This window comes from Immundisolibacter sp. (assembly GCF_041625615.1).
Classification (GTDB): domain Bacteria; phylum Pseudomonadota; class Gammaproteobacteria; order Immundisolibacterales; family Immundisolibacteraceae; genus Immundisolibacter.
In genome coordinates, this window is the sequence record NZ_JBFJTF010000031.1 from 1 (window position 1) to 21,135 (window position 21,135).

At 69.8% G+C, this 21,135-nt stretch carries 19 protein-coding genes; 14 read left to right on the top strand and 5 right to left on the bottom strand.

What is annotated here, in order from left to right; all coding sequences use genetic code 11:
- The 4 genes from ABYX71_RS04005 to ABYX71_RS04020 all read right to left on the bottom strand — a co-directional run.
- On the bottom strand, nt 1-1,240 hold a 1,240-nt coding region (locus ABYX71_RS04005; protein WP_372695152.1), incomplete at its 3' end, for a glycosyl hydrolase.
- A 44-nt stretch (nt 1,241-1,284) separates the two neighbouring features.
- Nucleotides 1,285-3,522 (bottom strand): GumC family protein, encoded by a 2,238-nt coding sequence (locus tag ABYX71_RS04010; protein WP_372695154.1) that lies wholly within the window; start codon nt 3,520-3,522, stop codon nt 1,285-1,287.
- Nucleotides 3,523-3,536: 14 nt separating this feature from the next.
- Nucleotides 3,537-4,127: a polysaccharide biosynthesis/export family protein gene (locus tag ABYX71_RS04015; RefSeq protein WP_372695156.1), complete on the bottom strand. Its 591-nt coding sequence runs from the start codon at nt 4,125-4,127 to the stop codon at nt 3,537-3,539.
- Nucleotides 4,111-5,382 (bottom strand): outer membrane beta-barrel protein, encoded by a 1,272-nt coding sequence (locus ABYX71_RS04020; protein WP_372695158.1) that lies wholly within the window; start codon nt 5,380-5,382, stop codon nt 4,111-4,113. The genes ABYX71_RS04015 and ABYX71_RS04020 overlap by 17 nt, the downstream gene beginning before the upstream one ends.
- Nucleotides 5,383-5,725: 343 nt before the next feature.
- Between ABYX71_RS04020 and gmd the strand changes: the two genes are divergently transcribed.
- From gmd to ABYX71_RS04060, 8 genes are all read left to right on the top strand, one after another.
- Nucleotides 5,726-6,850, top strand: coding sequence for a GDP-mannose 4,6-dehydratase (gmd, locus tag ABYX71_RS04025; protein WP_372695160.1), 1,125 nt, complete (start codon nt 5,726-5,728; stop codon nt 6,848-6,850).
- Nucleotides 6,851-6,856: 6 nt separating this feature from the next.
- Nucleotides 6,857-7,816 (top strand): GDP-L-fucose synthase family protein, encoded by a 960-nt coding sequence (locus ABYX71_RS04030; protein ID WP_372695162.1) that lies wholly within the window; start codon nt 6,857-6,859, stop codon nt 7,814-7,816.
- 213 nt (nt 7,817-8,029) lie between these two features.
- On the top strand, nt 8,030-9,358 hold the full coding sequence (locus ABYX71_RS04035; protein ID WP_372695164.1) for an aromatic ring-hydroxylating dioxygenase subunit alpha: 1,329 nt from the start codon (nt 8,030-8,032) through the stop codon (nt 9,356-9,358).
- A 69-nt stretch (nt 9,359-9,427) separates the two neighbouring features.
- A complete protein-coding gene (locus ABYX71_RS04040) occupies nt 9,428-9,961 on the top strand; it encodes an aromatic-ring-hydroxylating dioxygenase subunit beta (protein ID WP_372695166.1) in 534 nt (177 codons plus the stop codon).
- Between the two features lie 124 nt (nt 9,962-10,085).
- Complete coding sequence (locus tag ABYX71_RS04045; RefSeq protein ID WP_372695168.1) at nt 10,086-10,406, top strand: 2Fe-2S iron-sulfur cluster-binding protein; 321 nt, start codon at nt 10,086-10,088, stop codon at nt 10,404-10,406.
- Between the two features lie 36 nt (nt 10,407-10,442).
- Nucleotides 10,443-11,702 carry a cytochrome P450 gene (locus ABYX71_RS04050; RefSeq protein ID WP_372695170.1) on the top strand — a complete coding sequence of 420 codons (1,260 nt, stop codon included), beginning with the start codon at nt 10,443-10,445 and terminating at the stop codon, nt 11,700-11,702.
- A 463-nt stretch (nt 11,703-12,165) separates the two neighbouring features.
- Entirely contained in the window at nt 12,166-12,462 is a 297-nt protein-coding gene (locus ABYX71_RS04055) for an RNA recognition motif domain-containing protein (RefSeq protein ID WP_372695172.1), read from the top strand.
- Between the two features lie 154 nt (nt 12,463-12,616).
- Nucleotides 12,617-13,432: an SDR family oxidoreductase gene (locus ABYX71_RS04060; protein ID WP_372695174.1), complete on the top strand. Its 816-nt coding sequence runs from the start codon at nt 12,617-12,619 to the stop codon at nt 13,430-13,432.
- A gap of 13 nt (nt 13,433-13,445) precedes the next feature.
- Here the strand turns inward: ABYX71_RS04060 and argB are convergent, their stop codons facing one another.
- A complete protein-coding gene (argB, locus tag ABYX71_RS04065; RefSeq protein WP_372695176.1) occupies nt 13,446-14,369 on the bottom strand; it encodes an acetylglutamate kinase in 924 nt (307 codons plus the stop codon).
- A gap of 86 nt (nt 14,370-14,455) precedes the next feature.
- Here argB and gcvT point away from each other — a divergent pair, with 86 nt between their 5' ends.
- From gcvT to ABYX71_RS04095, 6 genes are all read left to right on the top strand, one after another.
- Entirely contained in the window at nt 14,456-15,577 is a 1,122-nt protein-coding gene (gene gcvT, locus ABYX71_RS04070) for a glycine cleavage system aminomethyltransferase GcvT (RefSeq protein ID WP_372695178.1), read from the top strand.
- A 58-nt stretch (nt 15,578-15,635) separates the two neighbouring features.
- Nucleotides 15,636-16,019 (top strand): glycine cleavage system protein GcvH, encoded by a 384-nt coding sequence (gene gcvH / locus ABYX71_RS04075; RefSeq protein ID WP_372695180.1) that lies wholly within the window; start codon nt 15,636-15,638, stop codon nt 16,017-16,019.
- Nucleotides 16,019-17,371: an aminomethyl-transferring glycine dehydrogenase subunit GcvPA gene (gene gcvPA, locus ABYX71_RS04080; RefSeq protein WP_372695182.1), complete on the top strand. Its 1,353-nt coding sequence runs from the start codon at nt 16,019-16,021 to the stop codon at nt 17,369-17,371. Before gcvH ends, gcvPA begins: the two co-directional genes overlap by 1 nt.
- The gene (locus tag ABYX71_RS04085) at nt 17,368-18,555 is read left to right on the top strand and encodes a CynX/NimT family MFS transporter (RefSeq protein ID WP_372695183.1); all 1,188 of its coding nucleotides are present in this window, start codon (nt 17,368-17,370) and stop codon (nt 18,553-18,555) included. Before gcvPA ends, ABYX71_RS04085 begins: the two co-directional genes overlap by 4 nt.
- A 70-nt stretch (nt 18,556-18,625) precedes the next feature.
- Nucleotides 18,626-18,973: a hypothetical protein gene (locus tag ABYX71_RS04090; protein WP_372695185.1), complete on the top strand. Its 348-nt coding sequence runs from the start codon at nt 18,626-18,628 to the stop codon at nt 18,971-18,973.
- 74 nt (nt 18,974-19,047) lie between these two features.
- Nucleotides 19,048-21,135, top strand: a 2,088-nt coding sequence (locus ABYX71_RS04095) for an AMP-binding protein (protein WP_372695187.1), incomplete at its 3' end; no start/stop codon positions are given.

The following is a 21,135-nucleotide window of genomic DNA, read 5'->3' on the forward strand; positions in this document are numbered from 1 at the left end:
CGCCGCGTTCGTAGCGGTAGACATGGGTACGCGGGTCGGTGGGTTCGCGTCGCACGCTGTCGGCGCCATCCAGCAGGCGAATGAGCGTGGCGTAGGCGGCATAGGCCGGTGTCGGAGCAAGCGGGCCCAGCGGATCGCGATCACCGCGCAGCAGACCCATGCCGTTGAAGTTGTGGTAGTCCCGCAGCAGGTACCAGTACAGGCGCTCCACCCCGGCCGCCTCAAGCGTCACCGCCATCCGCGCCAGATAGGCCGCCGTGTCGCGGCGCGCGGCAGCATCGGTGCGACCGGCCCCGGTGCCGAACTCGGTGGCCCAGATGGGCGCCGCGCTGCCGGCGGCGCGCAGCCGCTGTTGCAGCGCCTCGATGTCCCGCGCGGCGCCTTCCGGATCGTCCCCGTAGGGGTGCACGGCCACGGCGTCCCAGTGCGCGGCGGCGCCGCGCGCGATGAGGGCATCGAACCAAGGCAGCGGCACCTTCACGGCGGCGCCGCCCACCACCGTCAGGCCGGGGTGGGCGGCCTTCAGCGCGGCGTAGCTGTCCGCCAGCAAGGCCGCGTAGGTGCCGGCGCGGTCCTGCCGGCACGGCCCGCTGCAGAAGGTGCCGTTGATCTCGTTCCACACCTCCACCGCCGCCAGCCGGTCGCCGTGGCGGCGCGCCAGTTCGGCGCCGTAGGCAGCAAACGCCGCCCGGCCGGCCGGCGAGTGCGGCGTCTGCCCGCCGTCGTAGTGCGGGTTGGCGAAGCTGAGCACCAGCAGCGGCGCGATATCGGCCCGGCGCAGCGCGCGCATGTAGCGGGCGTAGCGCGCCGGCTCGGCGTACTTGCCCGGCTCGGGCTCGACCTGCTTCCAGTACTGCTCGTCGCGCACGGTGCCGATGCCGGCGCGCGCGATCCACGGCACCAGATCGGGATCCCAGCCCTGGGCGAAGTGCGTCATGACGCCAAACGTGCGGCTCATCCGGGTTGGCGGCTCCAGCACGGCGAAGGCGCGCCGCTCGGCACCGGCGACCACCTCGTAGTAACCGGCCGGCAGTGCGGGCAGGACCAGTTCCGACCGGCCGGAAGCCGCGCCCAGGCGCCGCGCCTCGCGCCCGCGCCAGTCGTGCACCCACACGTGAGCCGTGTCGCCCGGCACCTGGCGCAGGATGGGCCGCTCCGCGGGTCGATACACCGGCGGACTGCGATCGAAGATCAACGCGGCCGCGACGGCGGGACACCCGGCGCCCGCCAGTGCCAGCACGACGGCCGCGCCACACCAGGCGTGGCGGCAGCCGCCGCGCGCCGTCACCGGCGGCCGCCCCCGCCCCCCGGCGAGGGCAAAAGACTGCGCCAGCCCGCCAGCCGGGCACGGCGCGGCACGGTATCGGGATAGTAGGCCCCCAGTCCGTGCCCGTAGTCGGGCACCTCCTCGCGCTGCCGGGAGGCGTTAAGGACCACCCGGGGCGCCTCGTCGCAGGCGCGCGCCAGCAGGGCGTGTGCCTCGGCGGCGCTGGCGCGCGTGGTGCGCCCGGCGCGCACCAGCAGCACGGTGACGTCGGCCAGACAGGCCAGCACCTGGGCATCGACCACCGCCAGCAGGGGTGACGAGTCCAGCAACACCACGTCGAAGTCGCGGCGCAGCGTATCCAGCAGGCCTTCGAAACGCGCGGAGGCCATCAGCACGCCCGGATCGACCGACAACCGCCCCAGCGGCAGCACCTGAAGGCCGGACGCCGGATCCTGCCGAAGCGGCAGCGGCTGCTCCGGCGGCGCCTCGAACCACTCGCCCAGTCCGCCGTCGACCGACAGGCCGGCCGCCTGGTGCAGCGTGGGCTTGCGCAGGTTCAGGTCCACCGCCACCACCTTGCGACCGGTGCCGGCCAGCAGGCGACCGAGCGCCAGCAGGGTGCTGGTCTTGCCCTCGCCGGGCAGCGGCGACGTGAACAGCACCACGCGCGGCGGCGCGTCGAGGTCTGCCAGGACCAGTTGCGTGTGCATCCGGCGAAGCGCCTCGCTGTATTCGGAATAGGGCGCGCGCAGCACCCAGCGGGCCGGCGACTGCACGCCGAACCAGCGCCCGCGCAGCAACGGCAACGACCCCAGCACCGCGCTGCCCAGCAGCCGTTGCAGGCCGGCGCGGGTACGCACGGTGTGGTCCATGCCCTCGCGCAGCAGCGCCAGCGTCACGCCAACCAGCAGCGCCGCCGCGGCGGCGATGATCTGCAACAGGCGGGCATTGGGAAACGACGGCCCGAACGGCGGCGTGGCGCGCGAGATCATGCGCGCGTCGGCCACCACGTGCGTGCTCTGGGCGGCCGTTTCCTTGGTACGCGCCAGGAAGGTTTCCAGCAGCGCGCGGCTGGTCTCGGCGTCGCGCTCGAGCGCCCGCAGGCGCACCTCGCTGTCGCTCTTGCGCCCGGCGCTGGCGCGCAGCGCGTCGAGGCTGGCGGCAATGGCGCGCTCGCGGGCCTGTGCCACGGCCGCGTCGTTGCGCAGGGTGCGGACCACCTTAGCCACCTCGGTGCTGATTGCCTTCTCGGTGTCCTGCAGCTGGGCCTTGGCGTTCACCATGCGCGGATGCAGCGGCCCGTACTGCTCGCCCAGTTCGGCGATCTCGCGATGCAGGCTGGCCTGCTGCTCGCGCAGGTTGCGCACCAGCGGCGAGTCGAGCACATCGCCGGCCGCGCCCGGGTTGGCACCGGCGAGCAGCTTTTCGATCTCGCTCAGGCGGGCATCGGCCGCCGCCCGCTCGGCCCGTGCCAGGACCAGCTGGCTGGACAGCGCGGACGCCTCCTCGTCGCTCAGGCGCGTGGCGCCGGCACCACGCAGCAGCCCGGCGCTGGCCCGAAACGCCTCGACCGCCGCTTCCCGGGCCCGCACTTCTTCTTCCAGCGCGCGGGTGCGGGTGGCCAGCCATTCCTGGGCGGTGCTGGTGGTCTCGCGCTTGTTGTCGATCTGCAGCGCCAGGTACTGCTCGACCACGGTGTTGGCCAGCAGGGCGGCTTTTTGCGGCGTGCTGGCGTGCGCGGTCAGCGAAATGACGCGTGACTTGCCCAGCGGCACGGCCTGCAGGTGACCGAGCAGCACGCTGGCAACCAGGTTGCGCTCCTGCCTGGGTGTCAGCGCCGGCGCGACGGCGGGTTCCGGTTGGCCGCCGAACGGACGTGTCCACCAGGCGGGCTCGGGCGGCACCAGCAAGGGGTTGAACTCGGGGTCTTCCACCAGCGACAGCACGTCGACCACGCGCAAGGCCAGGTCGCGCGATCGCAGCACATACACCTCGCTGGCCGTGCTCTCGGCATCGCCGCGCACCGCCGCGGCCACCGCCTGCACGTCGAGCACCGGCGGCTCGGGCGCAATCATGACCTGCGCGCCGGCGGTGTACACCGGCGTCAGGCGCTCGATGAACGCCCGCGCCGCCAGCAGCCCGACCACCACGGTGACGACGATGATCCACTTGCGCCGCCACAGCACACCCGGCAACTGGCCGAGGTCGAGGTCACGGTTGCCGCCCGCCGGCGGCTGCATGGTCTGCTGCTGCATGACGCCTCGCGAATTCAGAAAAACCGCTCCGGCACTTCCACGATGTCGCCCGGCAATACCCGCGCGTCCGGCGCGACCTTCCGCCGCGATGGCTGACCGTCCACGGTGCGGGTGATGTAGGCGTGGCCTTCCTTGGCCCGGTAGGTATAGCCGCCGGCCAGGGCCGCCGCGCTGCGGACGTTGATGCCGGCCGCGTAGGGGTAGCTGCCGGGCGCCTTGACCTCGCCGAGGATGAAGAACGGCCGGTACTGCAGCACCTCCACGCTGACGCGCGGATCGCGCAGGTAGTCCGGCGACAGGGCCTGGGCGATGACGCCCGCCAGTTCGCCCGGTGTCTTGCCGGCGGCCTGCACCGGGCCCACCAGGGGCAACGCCACGGTGCCGTTGGTGCTGATGTTGAAGTCGCCGGACAGGTCGCTCTCGCCGAACACCAGCACGCGTATGCCATCCCCTGGCCCGAGGGCGTAGCGGCTGAGCGGGTCGCCTTCCGGCGCGGCCGGCACCGCCGAAACCGCGCTAACAGCCAGCGCCAGCAGGCCGCACAGGGCCCGCGACAGATGGACCGGGCGGCGCCTCAGGCGCACCGGATCAGTGCTGCAGGACAATGCTCTGCTCCACGAAGGTCTGCGAGAAGGCGCGACCGCCGCCGGTGCCGTCCTGCCGGCGGTGCACCACCTGCAGGCGCAGCTGCAGGTGCCGGTTGGCCAGGTAATTGGCGCCGAAGCTGTGTTGCCACAGGGTCTCCTGTCGATCGATACCGTCATACCGGCGACGGGTGTAGCGAGTGCTGGCGACCAGCAACAGATTGCGCAGCAATTCGTGTTCCAGTTCCAGGCCGGTATCGGTCGACAGGTAGCCGGACGCACCCGGCTGGATGCTCTCCTGAACCGACCGCCGCACCTCGAAGTGCAGCGTGCTCAGCGGCGTCAGGTTCCAGTACAGGTCGGCACCGAAGCCCAGCCCGCCGTTGTCGTCGAACTCCGGCGCGTCGTAGCGCTGGCGGTAGTAACCGACGAAGGCGCTGCCGAAGATCAGATCCGTCAGTTCCAGATCCAGCCCCAGGCCGGCCTCGTAGCCGTCCGAGTCGCGGGTGATGCCACTGGGCGCCGGCTCGTCGTAGTCGAGCGTGCTGTAGGCGCCGCGCAGGAACACGCCATAGCCCGGCCACATGGCGTAACGCAGGCGCGCCTCGCCGCGCAGCGACCGGCGATTGCGGTCCTCGCCCAGCAGCGTGCCGGCCGGCAGCCCGGCAGCGTCTGTCTCGTCGAAGCGGTAATCGCGCACGGTGCCGTCGAGCCGCGCCTCGAACCGTCCGAACGGATGACTCCAGCCGGCGCCGATTTCCGTCACGCGGTACCGGGTCGGCTCGATACCGAGCGTGCTGTCGGGCGCGGCCCGGTCTTCCTGCTGGCGCGCGATGGAAGCGTTTCCGAACACCGTCGAGGCACGCCCCAGATCCACGCGCCCCTCGGCGAAGGCGCGCCAGTTGTCGTAGTCCTCGCGCGGGAAATCCCGGTAGCGCGCACTGGCCAGGTTGGCGCCGACCTTGAGCGCGTGTCGCGACCAGTCCGAGCGCAGCTCCAGCCGCGGCGTCAGCACGCGGTAGAGGTCCGACAGGGGGCGCTCGTCGGCGCGCAGGTTGTCGTTGTAACCGAGCTTCAGGTCCACCCGGGTGAACAGCAGAAAGGCCCGCACGCGCGCGCCCAGTGGCGCCAGCTCCGGTCGCGCACGGGTACGCGGGGTGACGTTGCGTGCCGGTTCCGGCCGGCGCCGAATGTCCGGCTGCACCTGATCGAGCCCCGGCAGACGCAGTTCCGGCGCCAGCTCGACGGCGTTTGCCGGCACCAGGCCGAAAACCATCACGAGGCCACCGGCCACGGCAGCGCGTCGCGGACCCTGAATCGGTGAACGGAGCATCACCCAGCCATCGCCAGTTTCCAATGCAGGTACCCGAGCAAGCCCTGTGCCATTGCGAGCCGAAACAGCTCCTGCCGGGTGGCGGCATGTCACCGAACCGTCGCACCAGGATGGTGAACTGCGGCCCCGATTTGTTGCATGCATGGACACCCTGGCGGCCGTGGCCCGCGCCGCCGACCGCGAAACCATCTGACTGCGGTATCCGGCCTCGTGGCCGGCCGCGCGCCCAACCGGAACGGACATTGCTACAGACCATTCATCCACACGCCACATCGAGAGTCTGAACATGCCCCGTAAAGCTTTGATTACAGGCGTCACCGGCCAGGACGGCGCCTACCTGGCCGAACTGCTTCTGGAAAAGGGCTACGAGGTACACGGCATCAAGCGTCGCGCGTCGCTGTTCAACACCGACCGCATCGATCACCTCTACCAGGACCCGCACGACCCGAACCGCCGGTTCGTGCTGCACTACGGCGACATGACCGACTCCAGCAGCCTGATTCGCGTGCTGCAGGACGTGCAGCCGGACGAGGTTTACAACCTGGCCGCCCAGAGCCACGTGGCGGTGTCGTTCGAGGAGCCGGAATACACCGCCGATTCGGACGGCCTGGGCACGCTGCGCCTGCTGGAGGCCATCCGCATCCTGGGCCTCAGGGACCAGACCCGCTTCTACCAGGCGTCAACGTCCGAGCTGTACGGCCAGGTGCAGGAAATCCCGCAACGCGAGACCACGCCGTTCTATCCACGCTCGCCGTACGCCGCCGCCAAGCTGTACGCCTACTGGATCACCGTCAACTACCGCGAGGCCTACGGCCTGTACGCCTGCAACGGCATCCTGTTCAACCACGAATCCCCCCTGCGCGGCGAGACCTTCGTCACCCGCAAGATCACCCGCGGCCTCGCACGCGCCGCGGCGGGACTCCAGGACTGCGTCTACCTGGGCAACATGAACGCCCTGCGCGACTGGGGCCACGCGCGTGACTACGTCGAGGCGCAGTGGCGGATCCTGCAGCAGGATTCGGCCGAGGATTTCGTGATTGCCACCGGCGAGCAGCACAGCGTGCGCGAGTTCGCGACACGCGCGGCCGAGGCCATCGGCATCACGCTGAGCTGGCACGGCGAGGGCGTGAGCGAGGAAGGCCGGGTCGAGGCAATCACCGACGCGGCGGCCGAGCTGGGCTGCATCCGGCCCGGCCACACGCTGGTGCGGGTCGACCCGCGCTACTTCCGACCCACTGAAGTGGAAACCCTGCTCGGCGACCCGACCAAGGCCAAGACCCGCCTCGGCTGGACGCCCAGGGTGGGCTTCGCGGAGCTGGTCACCGAAATGGCCGTGGCCGACCTCGAACTGGCCCGCCGCGACGCGCTGCTGCGCGGCGCCGGCTTCCGGTCCTTTGATCACCACGAGTAAGCAAGCATGGACCTGCACGCCCCCATCTTCGTGGCCGGCCACCGCGGCCTGGTCGGCGCCGCCCTGGTGCGCCGGCTGGAAGCGCTCGGCTGCACCGACCTGCGCCTGGCCACGCGCGGCGAACTGGACCTGACCGACCAGACCGCCGTGCGTGACTGGTTCGCGGCGCAGCGCCCGGCGTACGTCTTTCTGGCGGCGGCCCGGGTCGGCGGCATCCACGCCAACGACACCTACCCGGCGGAGTTCATCTACCAGAACCTGGCCATCGAGCTGAACGTGATCGACGCCGCCCACCGAAACCGCGTGCGCAAGCTGCAGTTCCTGGGCTCCTCGTGCATCTACCCGCGCCTGGCGCCCCAGCCGATGACCGAGGACGCGCTGCTCGGTGGCCCGCTCGAACCCACCAACGAGTGGTACGCGATCGCCAAGATCGCCGGCATCAAGCTGTGCCAGGCCTACCGGCGCCAGTACGGGTTCGATGCCATCAGTCTCATGCCGACCAACCTGTACGGGCCCGGCGACAACTTCGACCTGAACACCTCGCACGTGCTGCCGGCCCTGCTTCGCCGCTTCGACGAGGCGGTCGCCAGCGGCGCGCCGGACATCACGCTGTGGGGCAGCGGCACGCCACGGCGCGAGTTCCTGCACGTGGACGACCTGGCCGACGCGGCGGTTTTCCTGATGCAGCACTACTCGGCGCCGGACATCATCAACGTCGGTGTCGGCACCGATGTATCGATTGCCGAACTCGCCGACCTGGTGGCGCGGGCGACCGGCTACCGCGGCACCATCCGGTGGGACACCGCACGGCCCGATGGCCCGCCGCGCAAGTTGCTGGACACCCGTCGCCTCACCGACCTGGGCTGGCGCCCACGCATGGCGCTGGCCGACGGTATCGCCGACACGCTCGCCTGGTACCGTGCCCAGGGTGGCGCGCTTCGCGGCGGGGCCGGCGAAACGGCCTGACGCCCGCGCGCGTCGCGCCACCGCGACACGCGCCGCCGATAACCTCAGCGCCCGCCCGCAGCGCCACGCCCCGGGCGCCCTTGCCTTACGCCAAAACTTCGGCAAACAATGCACGCTCTGAACGAGCGTTCACACCACGTGCCGTTGCGGTTGTTTTCAAGCACAGGCCAGCCGCCGGCCCTCCCGAAACGGATTTATCGGAGGAGGCGCGACATGCGCATTGAACACGGATGGCAGCCGTCCGAAATCGAACGGCTGGTGGACATCGACAAGGCCACGGCCAGTCGCCTGATCTTCACCGACGAGAACCTGTTCCGCCTGGAACTGCAGCGCATCTTCATGCGCACGTGGCTGTACATCGGACACGAGTCGGAAATCCCCAACAAGGGCGATTACGTCACCCGCAAGATGGGCAACGACCCGGTCATCCTGGTCCGTGACCAGGCCGGCCGCGTGCGGGTGCTGCTGAACACCTGCACGCACCGCGCCACGCTGGTGTGCCGGGCCGATGCCGGCAACGCCCGCGGCTTCACCTGTCCGTACCACGGCTGGGTGTTCGGCAGCGACGGCGCGCTGGTGGCGACCGCCGAGGACGAGACCTACGGCGGCAAGGTGAACTTCCGCAACCTGGACCTGCGTCAGGCGCGTGTCGGCAGCTATGCCGGCCTGGTGTTCGCCACCTGGAACCACGACGCCCCGCCGCTGGATGAACACCTGGGCGATGCGCGCTGGTACCTGGACATCATGTTCGGCCACACACCCCGGGGCATGACCGTGCTCGGGCTGCCGCACCGCTGGACGCCCACCAACAACTGGAAACTCGGACCGCTGAACTTCGCCGCCGACGGCCCGCACGCGGTCAAGGTGCACGGCCCCATCGTCGACGCGACGCTGGCCGGTGGCAACGGCGCGCGCGCCATGATCCACCAGGCACTGCTGCAAAGCCCGTCCGTCTCCGCCGGCCCCTACAACGGCATCTGGACCCAGGGGCCGCAGGAAATGCCCGAGTGGATGGGCCACCCACCGGAAATGGTGGCGCTGTACGAGAAAACGCTGAACCCGGCGCAGGTGGCACTTTTCAGGCGCTGCATCGCCTCGGTCGGCACCGTGTTCCCGAACTTCTCCTGGGTTTACGGGCCGGTCAGCTTCGACATGCAGGCCGACCCCATCACCAACTTCTTCGCCATCCGTGTCTGGCAGCCGGTGGCGGTCAACCGCACCGAAATCTGGAACTGGTTCCTGGTGGAAGAGGAAGCCGGCGAGGAACTGAAGACCCGCGCCATGCGCGCCGGCGTGCGCACCTTCACCGCCGGCGGCACCTTCGACCAGGATGACTCGGAGGCCTGGCACAGCATCCAGCGTGGCAGCGAGGGCGAGATGTCGAGCACCGTCGACGTCAGCTTCCAGGTGGCGCTGAACTACCGTGACCGGCCCATCGCCGACTGGGAAGGCCCGGGCGTGGCCTACCCGTCCAATTACTGCGAGGTCACCGAGTTCAACAACCTGGTGCAGTGGCGCGCCTTCATGACCGGCGCCCGCTGACCTTTCCGCCCCCGGCCGAGCGGCCGCCCGGAGCGGGCGGCCCGGCACGACGTTTTCCGGAGACTGCCCGTGACCACCGAAGCCGCCCGTCGCGTCATTGACGACGCGCTCTACCGCCGTGTGTGCGAGTTCTACTACGACGAAGCCGACCTGCTGTCACAGCGCCAGATGGGCCAGTGGTTCGCGCTGCTCGCCGAAGACATTCACTACCGCGTGGGCTTTCCCGAGTTCTACGAGCACGGTACCCAACGCAAGGTCGGCATCGGCAACCCGTACTTCGATGACGACCACACCAGCCTGAAGGTGCGCGTGCACCTGCTGGGCAATCCGACCACCACTACGGCCGAGAGCCCGCCGAGCATCTATAACTACTTCGTCACCAACATCCGCGCCCGCTGGGCAGAGCAGCCGGGCGGCGAAATCGAGGTCGACAGCCGGCTCCTGGTCTACCGCGTTCGCGCCAGCGAGCCGGTGCCGTACATCCTTGGCGCGCGGCGCAAGGACCGGCTGCGCGCGGTCGACGACGGGTTTCGCATCGCCCGCCGCGACGCGGCCATCGACCAGGCCATCATCCAGGCGCCGAACCTGAGCTTCCTGCTCTGAACGACTGACGCCGGCACCGACCTGAACGCGGTGCCGGCGTTTTTTTGATCCGAATTACCTAACGGACGATCGGTTTATTAGACTGCGGACAAGCACGACGAAACAGCGCAAGGAGGCGCGCGCCATGACCACTGTGATCTTTGTCGAAGCCGACGGTACCCGGCATGAGGTACCTGCCCGCAATGGCCGCTCGCTGATGCAGGCCGCCGTACAGAACGCCGTGCCCGGCATCGACGCCGACTGCGGCGGCCAGTGCCTGTGCGCCACCTGCCACGTCATCCTGGACGAGGCCTGGTACGCCCGGCTCGGCGACCCCAACCCGGACGAGCAGGAAATGCTGGCCCCGACGCCCGAGCGGACGCCCACGTCGCGCCTGTCGTGTCAGATCCAGGTCACCGACGCCCTCGACGGGCTGGTGGTGCAACTGCCGGCATTCCAGATGTAACCGGGCAGATCACGCCCACTCACGGAGGAGAGACCCATGTTGGATACCGCCGCGCGCCCGCGCATGATCGACCACGATCCGTTCGCCATCGCGCTCGACCAGATCGACGTCAGCCAGGCCGACCTCTACGAACACGACGCCCAGTGGGGTTTCTTCGAACGCCTGCGACGCGACGACCCGGTTCATTACTGCGCCGACAGCGAGTTCGGCCCGTTCTGGTCGGTCACCAAGTTCAACCACATCGCCCACGTCGAGAAGAATCACCAGATCTTCTCGTCGGAACCGACCATCACGCTGGCCGACCTGCCTGACGAAATTCCGTTCCAGAGCTTCATCCAGATGGACCCGCCCAAGCACGACGTGCACCGGGCGGCGGTACAACCGGTGGTGGCGCCGGCCAACCTGGCCAAACTCGAACCGGTCATCCGCGAACGCGCCGGACGCATCCTGGACCAGTTACCGGTGGGCGAGACCTTCAACTGGGTCGATCGGGTGTCGATCGAACTGACCACCCAGATGCTGGCCACGCTGTTCGATTTCCCGTTCGAGGAACGCAGCAAGCTCACCTTCTGGTCGGATGCCACCACCGGCGCGCCGGACCTGACCGGCGGCGACTTCATCACGCCGGAAGAACGCAACGCCGCCCTGGCCGAGTGCGGCGAGACCTTTACCCGCATGTGGTACGAACGCGTCAACGGCAAGCCAGGCAACGACCTCATCTCCATGCTGGCGCACTCCGAACGCACCCGGAACATCATCGACTCGCCGATGGAGTACCTGGGCAACATCCTGCTGCTGATCGTCGGCGGCAACGACACCACGCGCAATTCCATCACCGGCGGCGTGCTGGCGCTGAACCAGAACCCCGGCGAGTACGACAAGCTGCGCAGCGACCCGGGCCTGATCCCGAACATGGTGTCCGAAATCATCCGCTGGCAAACGCCGATCCTGAGCATGCGCCGGCGCGCCAAGGAGGACACCGAGCTGTTCGGCAAGCACATCCGCAAGAACGACAAGGTGATGATGTGGTACGTGTCGGGCAACCGTGACGACGAGGTCATCGACGACCCGATGAGTTTCCGCGTCGATCGGGCACACGCCCGCCATCATCTGTCGTTCGGCTTCGGCATCCACCGCTGCATGGGCAACCGCCTGGCGGAAATGCAGCTGCGCGTGGCCTGGGAGGAGATCATGAAGCGTTTTCGCACCGTCGAAGTGGTCGGCGAACCGGTGCGGGTGAAGTCCAACATCATCCGCGGCTACCGTGAGCTGCCGGTCCGGGTGCATCCGTTGTGAACACCCTCCCGAACAACATTCGGCACGGATCTGACGCAATGGGCATTGACGAACCCGAAAACAGGGTATGCTTGGCGCGTCCGGGCACAGTCCCGGTGATTTGGTAGAGCCGCACGTTGTTCCTCGTTGCCTTTCGGCGCCCGCGCGCCGCACTCGCAGCCCCGCCCCTCGCTCCCGCACAGCGCGTGACCCGCGCCGTCATGGGTGGCGTGGGGTGCGATCCCGCAAGTTTCCTTTGCCGCATCTCGACATCCGTCGTGTGGCGGGTGTCGCCCCACAAGGACGCCGCCCCGTCTTCGGGTGCGTGATCGTCACGTCCAACTGCCGAGTCCGACTGTGAATCCCCTCCGTCGAAAGACAAACAGGGCCCGGCCAAGAGTCTTAACAAGAACTACATGGCTACTGGCACCGCGCCGCATTGCGGCACGGTGCCCGCAATTTCTGTGACATTTCTGGAGTTTTTATGCAAAACAAACTGTACGTGGGCAACTTTCCATATTCGGCCACCGAAGATGATCTGCGCGCCCTGTTCGAGCAATACGGGCAGATCACCGATCTGGCCATGATCATGGATCGTGACACCGGCCGCCCGAAGGGCTTCGCCTTCATCACGTTCGCCACCGCCCAGGCCGCCGAGAGCGCGCTTGAGCAAAACGGCCGCGACCTGAACGGTCGCCCGCTGCGCGTGAACGTGGCCATGGAACGCGCCCGTCGACCGGCCGGTGGCGGCTTTGGTGGTGATCGCGGCCCGCGTTACTGAGCGAACGCTCACCCCTTAAACCTCACAAAGCCCGGACTACCCGGGCTTTTTTATTGGCGCCGGCACACCGCGGCCGGCGACGGGCGGTGTCGTGCCGCTCCCATCGGTACCATTCCGGTCAAACAACGACACTCGGAGGAGCATGATGGGCGCGATGAGCGACAAGGTCTGCATCGTCACCGGCGCCAATTCCGGCATCGGCAAAGCCACCGCGCGTGGCCTGGCGCAAGCCGGCGCCACGGTGCTGCTGGTGTGCCGCGACCACGCGCGCGGCACCGACGCCCTGGACGAATTGAAGGCGGCCACCGGCAACCCGCACCTTGAACTGTGGCTGGCCGACCTGGCATCGCTTGCCGACGTGCGCCGCCTGGCCAGCGAACTGCAGGCCGCCCATCCGGCGATCCACGTACTGATCAACAACGCCGGCGTGATGCTGGAAAAACACCAGTTCTCGACCGACGGCTTCGAGCTGCAGTGGGCGGTCAATCACCTGGCGCCTTTTCTGCTCACCCGCCTGCTCGAACCGGCCCTGGCGGCCGGTGCGCCGGCGCGCGTCATCAATGTCGCCTCGCGCATGCACACCTTCGGCCGCCTGCGCTTCGACGCCGCGCCGGGCGAGCGCCGCTACAGCATGTACGAGACGTACGGCCGCTCGAAGCTGGCCTGCATCATGACCAGCTACGAACTGGCCGAGCGCTGGCGAGAGCGCGGCATCAGCGTGAACTGCCTGCATCCGGGCGTGATCGACACCAACCTCGGCGGCATGCCCGGCTGGATGAAGAAACTGCTGCCCAAGGCCGACGCCGGAGCGCGCACGTCGCTGCACCTGGCCACCTCGCCGGACGTGGCCGACGTCAGCGGCCGCTACTTCAGCCGCTGCAGGCCGGCGAAATCATCCGCCGCCACGCACGACCGCGCCCTGCGCGCCCGCCTGTGGCAGGAAACCGAGCGCCAGGTCGGCCTGGCCTGAGCCGACGGCCGGCTCAGCTGGCCGGCCACACCCCGTCCAGCGCGCCGGCGATCAACGAACCGACGCCGCTGTCGGTGAACACCTCCAGCAGCACCGCGTGCTCGACCCGGCCGTCGACGATGTGCGCGGCACCGACGCCGCCGTCCACTGCATCCAGGGCACAGCGCACCTTCGGCAGCATGCCGCCGTGGATGGTGCCGTCGGCAATCAACTCGTGCACGGTGGCGGCATCCATGCGCGGAATCAGCTTGCCGCTGCCGTCGAGCACGCCCGGGGTGTTGGTCAGCAGCATCAGCTTCTCGGCCCGCAGCGCCACCGCCAGCTTGCCTGCCACCGTGTCGGCATTGATGTTGTACGTGGCGCCGTCGGCGCCGACACCGATCGGTGCCACCACCGGGATGAAGTCGCGCCCGCTGAGCAGGTCGACCAGCGCGGTGTCGATCGCCTCCACCTCGCCGACGTGGCCGAGGTCGATGATCTCGTCCGGCAGGGCCTGGTCATCGCCGGTGCGGCGCATGGTCAGCTTGCGGGCACGCACGGCCGCCGCGTCCTTGCCGGTGATGCCGACCGCCTGGCCGCCGTGGCTGTTGATGAGGTTGACGATTTCCTTGTTGACCAGCCCGCCCAGCACCATCTCCACCACGTCCATGGTGGCGGCATCGGTCACGCGCTGCCCGTCGATGAAGCGGCTTTCGATCCCCAGTCGGCCCAGCAGCTCGCCGATCTGCGGCCCGCCGCCATGCACCACCACCGGATTCATGCCAACCAGCTTCATGAGCACGATGTCACGGGCGAAGCTGTGTTTGAGGGCGGCATCGACCATGGCGTTGCCACCGTATTTGACGACGATGGTCTTGCCGCGGAAGCGGCGGATGTAGGGCAGTGCCTCGACCAGCACCACGGCGATGCGGTGAGCGGCATCGATCGACAACGGCATGAGCACTCTCCGGCGGAAACTGGGGTGAATTCTAGGCCGGGCGGCTTCGCTTATCATTTCCCGGCCGTTTTCCCCCGGATCCCGCCATGCCTGCCGACGCCCTGCGCCACACCCCCCTGCACGCCCAGCACCTGGCCGCCGGCGCCCGCATGGCGCCGTTCGCCGGCTGGGACATGCCGCTGCATTACGGCTCGCAGCTGGACGAACACCATGCCGTGCGAACGGCAGCCGGCGTGTTCGATGTCTCGCACATGGCGCAGGTCGACGTCGACGGGCCGCAGGCCGAGGCCTGCCTGCGGCACCTGCTCGGCGGCGACGTGGCACGCCTGCGCGCCGGTCAGGCGCTGTACACCTGCCTGCTGAACGCAACCGGCGGCATCATCGACGACCTGCTGGTCTACCGCCTGGCCGACCGACGCTTCCGGCTGGTGCTCAACGCCGCCCGGCGCGAGGCCGATCTCGACTGGCTGCGCGAGCACGCAACGGGTTTCGACACGGCCCTGACACCGCGCGAGGACCTGGCCATGCTGGCGGTCCAGGGACCACGCGCCCGCGCGCTGGCCGACCCACTGCTGCCGCCGGCGCTTCGTTCCGCCGCCGCGGCGCTCGAACGCTTCACCGCCGCCGCACACGAGCAGTGGCTGATCGGACGCACCGGCTACACCGGCGAGGACGGCTACGAAATCATGCTGCCGGCCGACGCCGCGCCAGCGCTGTGGCAGGGCCTGCTGGCGGCCGGTGTGCCGCCGGCCGGGCTCGGTGCCCGCGACACGCTGCGCCTGGAAGCCGGCCTGCCGCTGTACGGCCATGACATGGACGACACGGTCACGCCGCTCGAATGCGGCCTCGCCTGGACCGTGCACTGGGAGCCGGCAACGCGCGACTTCATCGGCCGCGCCCCGCTGGAGGCCCAGCGCGCGGCCGGCGCGCCGCATCAGCGCGCCGGTGTGGTGCTGGCCTGTCGTGGCGTATTGCGTGACCAGGCGCCGGTGCTGCAGGACGGCCAGCAGATCGGCGTGCTGACCTCCGGCGGTTTCGGTCCGACGGTCGGCCGCGGCATCGGCATTGCCCGCGTGGCGGCCGGCACGCCCGCCGGCGCCTGTACCATACGCATTCGCGGGCGCGAGCTGCCGGCGCGACTGCTCAGTCCGCCGTTCGTGCGCGCCGGCGCGCTGCGCGTCGACCTGCCGCCGCTGGTCGACGGTTGATCGCATTCGCCACCCCGGCGGCCCGCGCCGCCGCTGTCATCCAGCAGGGAGAGCCGCCTTGAGCCAGGTGCCGGACACACTTCGTTACACCCGCAGCCACGAATGGCTGCGCCAGGAAGCCGACGGCAGCATCACCGTGGGCATCACCGACCATGCCCAGGCCCAGCTCGGCGACCTGGTGTACGTGGAACTGCCGGCGGTCGGCGACGCACTCGAGGCCGGCGCCGCCTGCGCGGTGGTGGAGTCGGTCAAGGCGGCAGCCGACGTGTACGCCCCCCTCGGTGGCACGGTGGCGGCCGTGAACGCGGCCCTGTCCGACGCACCCGAACAGGTCAATCAGGACCCCTACGGCGACGGCTGGCTGCTGCGCCTGTCGCCCGGTGCGGCGCCTGCCGACACCCTGGATGCCGAAGCCTACCGTGCCCTGACCGAGGCCGGCTGATGCCGTTCATTCCGCACACGCCGGACGAGACGGCCGAGATGCTGCGCGTCATCGGCGCCGCCGATATCGCGCAGCTGTTCGACGAGATTCCGCCGCCGCTGCGCATCGACGGCCTGGCGGGCATCCCCGACGGTCTGCCGGAGTGGGAGGTGTCGGCGCTGCTGGCCGAACGCACCGCCGGCGACCGCAACCCGAGCTGCTTTCTGGGCGCCGGCGCCTACCGCCACCACATTCCGGCGGCCGTCTGGCAGCTGCTGTCGCGCGGCGAGTTCTACTCCGCCTACACCCCCTACCAGGCCGAGGCCAGCCAGGGCACGCTGCAGGTGCTGTACGAGTTCCAGAGCATGATCGCCGGACTCACCGCGCTGGATGTGGCCAACGCCTCCCTGTACGAAGGCGCCTCGGCCCTGGCGGAAGCCGTGCTGATGGCGGTACGCGCCAATGGCAAGGCAGGGCGGCGCATCCTGCTGCCGCGCACGCTGCACCCGGCCTACCGGGCGGCGGTGCGCAGCATCGTCCAGCGTCAGGGCATCGAACTGGTCGAGGTCGCTTACGACCCGGTCACCGGGCGCACCGTGCTGGACGACGTCGACTGGCACGGTGTGGCGGCCCTGGCGGTGCCACAACCGAACTTCTTTGGCGTGCTGGAAGACGTCGACGCCCTGACCGGACAGGCGCATGACGCCGGTGCGCTGGTCATCGGCGTGGTCAATCCGCTGGCCCTGGCCATCCTCAAGCCACCCGGCCAATGGGGCGACACCGGCGCCGACATCGCCTGTGGCGAAGGCCAGCCGCTGGGCATCCCGCTGGCCGGAGGCGGACCCTACCTGGGCTTCATGGCCTGCCGCCAGGCACTGGTGCGCCAGCTGCCGGGCCGCATCGCCGGCCGCACGGTGGATCGCGACGGCAAGGAGGGCTTCACCCTCACGCTGCAGGCACGCGAGCAGCACATCCGCCGCGCCAAGGCCACCTCCAACATCTGCACCAACCAGGGGCTGCTGGCCACCGCCGCCACGCTGTACATGAGCCTCATGGGGCCAGCCGGACTGAGCACGGTGGCGCGGCAAAGCCACGCCCACCTGCGCACCCTGACCGAACAGCTGTGCGCCCTGCCCGGCGTGCGGCCGGCCTTCAGCGGGCCGACCTTCAATGAAGCCGTGCTGCGCCTGCCATGCGACGTGCCCGACGTTCTCGACCGCCTGCTCGCACACGACATCCTGGGCGGCCTGGCACTGGCGGAACACTATCCGGAGCTGGCTGACACGGTGCTGGTCTGCACCACCGAGCTGACCCCGCCCGGCGCCTGCGCGCGCTACGCCACCGCGCTGGCCGAGCTGCTGCCGGCCGCGTGAACGCGCCTGCCTCGCGCACCCACTGGCGCGGCATCGGCATCGCCTTTCTGGCCGGTGTGGCGGCCGCCACCGCCCTGTCCAAGGCCAGCCCGGCGGCACTCGACCTGCGCACTGCGCTGAACCTGTCGCTGACACAGATCGGCTGGGTGATGTCGGCCGGCACGGTCGCCACCTTCCTGCTGGGCGTGGCCTCCGGCCAGCTCAGCCATTGGCGCGGCGCCCGGCGACTTTTGCGCGACGGCCTGCTGGTGCTGCTGGTGGCAGGCTGCCTGAGCGCCCTGGCACCGGCCACCGGCTGGCTGCTGGCCGGACGTGGCCTGGAGGGGCTGGGCGTGGTGCTGATCACGGTGTCGGCGCCGACGCTCATCGCGGGCCTGAGCCGACGGGAGGATATCGGCCTGGCCATGGGGGTGTGGGCACTGTGGCTGCCGGTCGGCAGTGTGCTCATGCTGGCGCTGGCACCGGCGCTGCTGGCGGCGGCTGGCTGGCGCGGCCTGTGGGCGGTCAGCGGCCTGGCCGCGCTGGCGGTACTGGCGCTGCTGCGCGGCGTACCGCCACAGGCCGGCCAGGCATCCGGCGGCCGGCTCGACCTGTCGGTGCTGCGCAGCGCCGGACCGTGGTGGCTGGCGCTGGCATGGTTCTGTTTCAGCAGCCAGTTCTTCAGCATCTACACCTTCCTGCCGGCGCACCTGGCCCATACCCTCGGTCTTGGAACCACCGCCGGCGCCCTGGCCAGCGCCCTGGTGCCGGCCGCCATCATTCCCGGCAACCTCGCCGGCGGGCTGCTGATCCAGCGCGGCTGGTCACCGGCCGGCGTGCTGGCGCTGCCGGCACTGCCCCTGCTGGTGGTAATGCCCTGTCTGCTGCTGGCCCCGCACACGCCACCACTCACGTACCTGCTGCTGGCGGCCTACGGTTTTTTTCTTGGCATCGCACCGACGGGAATCTTCACCCTGGCGCCGCGCCTGGCACCGACGCCACCGGCGACGGGGCCGATCCTGGGCCTGGCGCTGTCCGGCCAGGGGCTGGGAATCCTGGCCGGTCCGCCGCTGGTCGGCACGCTGCTGGAACACACCGGCAGCTGGCTGTGGCCGGTACTGCTGCTGGCCTGCGCCCTGTTGGGGCTGGTGATCTGTGCACGCATGCTGTGGCGGCTGACCGCCTCGGCCCAACGAACAGATTGACCGTCCGCACAAGGGTGCCTAATCTTCCACCGGTCCGCCGACCCACGGCGGACGCCGCCCTGGAGCAGGTATGTCCGCGTTCAAATTTGCCCTTACCGCCGTCCTGGCCGTCGCCCTGGCACACCCGGTCAGTGGATTCGCTCGCACGCTCGACGACGTGCGCAGCCACGGCGTAGACAACGAACCGACCTCCGCGGAAATGGTCGCCGACGCCCTGGTGGCGCGCCCGATCTACGCCGTGGCAACCGTGCTGGGCGGCGCCCTGTTCGTCGCCACCTTGCCGTTCTCGGCACTCGGCGGCAACGTCAAGGAAGCCGCCAACGAGCTGGTCACCGGTCCCGCACAGGGTCTTTTGACCCGCTGTCTGGGCTGTGTGCGCACGGTTCAGGAAACGCAGTTCGAGCGACCGGCGCAGTAGGTCTCGACCGCACCGGATCCCCAGCGCGCGGCCTCCCCCCGCGCTGGCGTATGCAAGGGAGGCGGCTGGTCGTGATGCCCGACGACCCGATCGCATGGCGGACGATCGGTGACCTGATCGCGAATTCCGCGCGCCGCTTCGGCGACGCGCCTGCCGTGTGGGCACATCCATCCCGCGTGCTCAGTCATCGCCAACTGGCCGCCGTACAAACCGCGCAGGTGGCCGCGCTGCGAGCGGCCGGAGTCGCCCCGGGTGAACGGGTTGCCGTGGTTCTCCCGAAGTCCGCCGACACCGCCGCGGTGTCGCTGGTGCTTGCATCCGCCTGCTGCTGCGTACCGCTCAACCCCGACGCGACCGCGCCCGAACTCACGGCCGCCCTGCAACGGACCCACAGCCGCTGGCTGGTGGCGCAGCCGCATTCGCCGGCGTGGCAGTGCGGCCAGGCACTTGGACTGACCTGCATCGGTGTGGCGCCGGAACCGGCCGGCGGCTTTCGTTTCGAGCACCCGCCGCCGGCCGATCGGCCTGTCGCCAACGCCACACCCGCTCCGGGCGACACCGCGCTGCTGCTGCAAACCTCCGGCTCCTCGGCCGAGCCGAAGCTGGTACCGCTCAGCCACCACCAGCTGCTGTGCTCGACCGCCAACCTGGTTCGCTCGCTGGCGCTGGGACCGCAGGACCGCTGCCTGAACATGCTGCCGCTGTTCCACGTCGGCGGCCTGGTGGACCTGCTGCTGGCGCCGCTGGCGGTGGGCGGCTCGGTGCTGGTGACCGAGCGCATCGCGGCACGGGAGTTCTTTGCCGCCTCCGCCGAGTTCCGGCCGACCTGGTACCAGGGTGTGCCGACCATGCTGCGCGAGGTGCTGTCGCTGGCGCAGCTCGAACCCCGGCGCCTCGCCGACCACCGGCTGCGCTTCATCCGCAGCGTGTCATCGGCGCTGTCCGAACGCCTGCAGGCGGAGCTGGAAGCGACCTTCGACTGTCCGGTGATCGCCATCTACGGCATGACGGAAACGGCCGGCGTGATCACCAGCAACCCCCTGCCACCGGGCCGGGCGAAACCCGGTTCCGTAGGGCTGCCGGTCGGTCCGCAACTGCGCATCGCACGGGCGGATGGCTCCTGGGCGGCGGCGGGCGAATCCGGCGAGATCTGCGTCCGCGGCGACACCGTGATCGGCGCCTACGCGCAGACCGACGCACCCGACGAGAAAGCGTTCTTCGGCGACTGGCTGCGTACCGGTGACAGCGGCCACCTGGACGCCGACGGGTATCTGTTCCTGGACGGCCGGCTCAAGGACATCATCAACCGCGGCGGCGAGAAGATCGCCCCGCTGGAAATCGACCGCTGCCTGCTGCAGCACCCACAGGTGGCCGAGGCCGCTGCCTTCGCCGCGCCGCACCCGACACTGGGCGAGGAAGTGGCCCTGGCGGTGGTGCCGGCACCAGGCGCGGCGCTGGACGAGACGGCGCTGCGCGAGTTCCTGGCCCGGCGGCTGGCCGCGCACAAGCTGCCGCGGCACATCCACGTGCTCGATGCCTTGCCGCTCGGGCGCACGGGCAAGGTGCAGCGTCGCCTGCTCACCGAGCGCCTGGCCACCACCGTGGATGAAACATCCTGGCAGGCGCCGCAAACGCCCAGTGCACAGCGCCTGACGGAACTGTGGCAGCGCGTGCTGGGCGTCGAGCGGGTCGGCATGGATGACAACTTCTTCGACCTCGGCGGCGATTCGCTGACCGCGGTCGGCTGCACGCTCGAGCTGCAGACGCGATACCGCCTCGCCCTGCCGGCCGGCGCGCTGTACGACCATCCCACCCCGCGGGCCCTGCTGGCGTACCTGCAATCCCTGCCGTGCAGCGCGGAGCTGGCGATGTTTCTCGGCACGGCACCGACCGACAGCCGGCTGCCCGACGACCTGCAGGCCGAGTTGCAGCGACAGATGCACGGCTGGCGGGGTGAGCGCAGCCACCCGCACGCGCTGCTGGTCGGCCAGCGACTGGACGGCACGCGGCCGCCCCTGTTCTGGGTGGTCAACGGCTATGCCGAGCTGGCTGCGACGGTGCGCCACCTTGATCCGCAGCGCCCGGTCTACGGCATGCGCTCGCTGTACGGCCTGCCCGGAGACACCGCCGCCAACCGGCGTGCCCTGGGCGTGCAACTGGCC

Excerpts from the sequence above, each read along its gene's own strand:
- ABYX71_RS04010 (WP_372695154.1), bottom strand. The coding sequence starts at position 3,522 with ATGCAGCAGCAGACCATGCAGCCGCCGGCGGGCGGCAACCGTGACCTC.
- ABYX71_RS04020 (WP_372695158.1), bottom strand. The coding sequence starts at position 5,382 with ATGGTTTTCGGCCTGGTGCCGGCAAACGCCGTCGAGCTGGCGCCGGAA.
- gmd (WP_372695160.1), top strand. The coding sequence starts at position 5,726 with ATGCCCCGTAAAGCTTTGATTACAGGCGTCACCGGCCAGGACGGCGCC.
- ABYX71_RS04030 (WP_372695162.1), top strand. The coding sequence starts at position 6,857 with ATGGACCTGCACGCCCCCATCTTCGTGGCCGGCCACCGCGGCCTGGTC.
- ABYX71_RS04035 (WP_372695164.1), top strand. The coding sequence starts at position 8,030 with ATGCGCATTGAACACGGATGGCAGCCGTCCGAAATCGAACGGCTGGTG.
- ABYX71_RS04045 (WP_372695168.1), top strand. The coding sequence starts at position 10,086 with ATGACCACTGTGATCTTTGTCGAAGCCGACGGTACCCGGCATGAGGTA.
- ABYX71_RS04050 (WP_372695170.1), top strand. The coding sequence starts at position 10,443 with ATGTTGGATACCGCCGCGCGCCCGCGCATGATCGACCACGATCCGTTC.
- ABYX71_RS04055 (WP_372695172.1), top strand. The coding sequence starts at position 12,166 with ATGCAAAACAAACTGTACGTGGGCAACTTTCCATATTCGGCCACCGAA.
- ABYX71_RS04060 (WP_372695174.1), top strand. The coding sequence starts at position 12,617 with ATGAGCGACAAGGTCTGCATCGTCACCGGCGCCAATTCCGGCATCGGC.
- argB (WP_372695176.1), bottom strand. The coding sequence starts at position 14,369 with ATGCCGTTGTCGATCGATGCCGCTCACCGCATCGCCGTGGTGCTGGTC.
- gcvT (WP_372695178.1), top strand. The coding sequence starts at position 14,456 with ATGCCTGCCGACGCCCTGCGCCACACCCCCCTGCACGCCCAGCACCTG.
- gcvPA (WP_372695182.1), top strand. The coding sequence starts at position 16,019 with ATGCCGTTCATTCCGCACACGCCGGACGAGACGGCCGAGATGCTGCGC.
- ABYX71_RS04090 (WP_372695185.1), top strand. The coding sequence starts at position 18,626 with ATGTCCGCGTTCAAATTTGCCCTTACCGCCGTCCTGGCCGTCGCCCTG.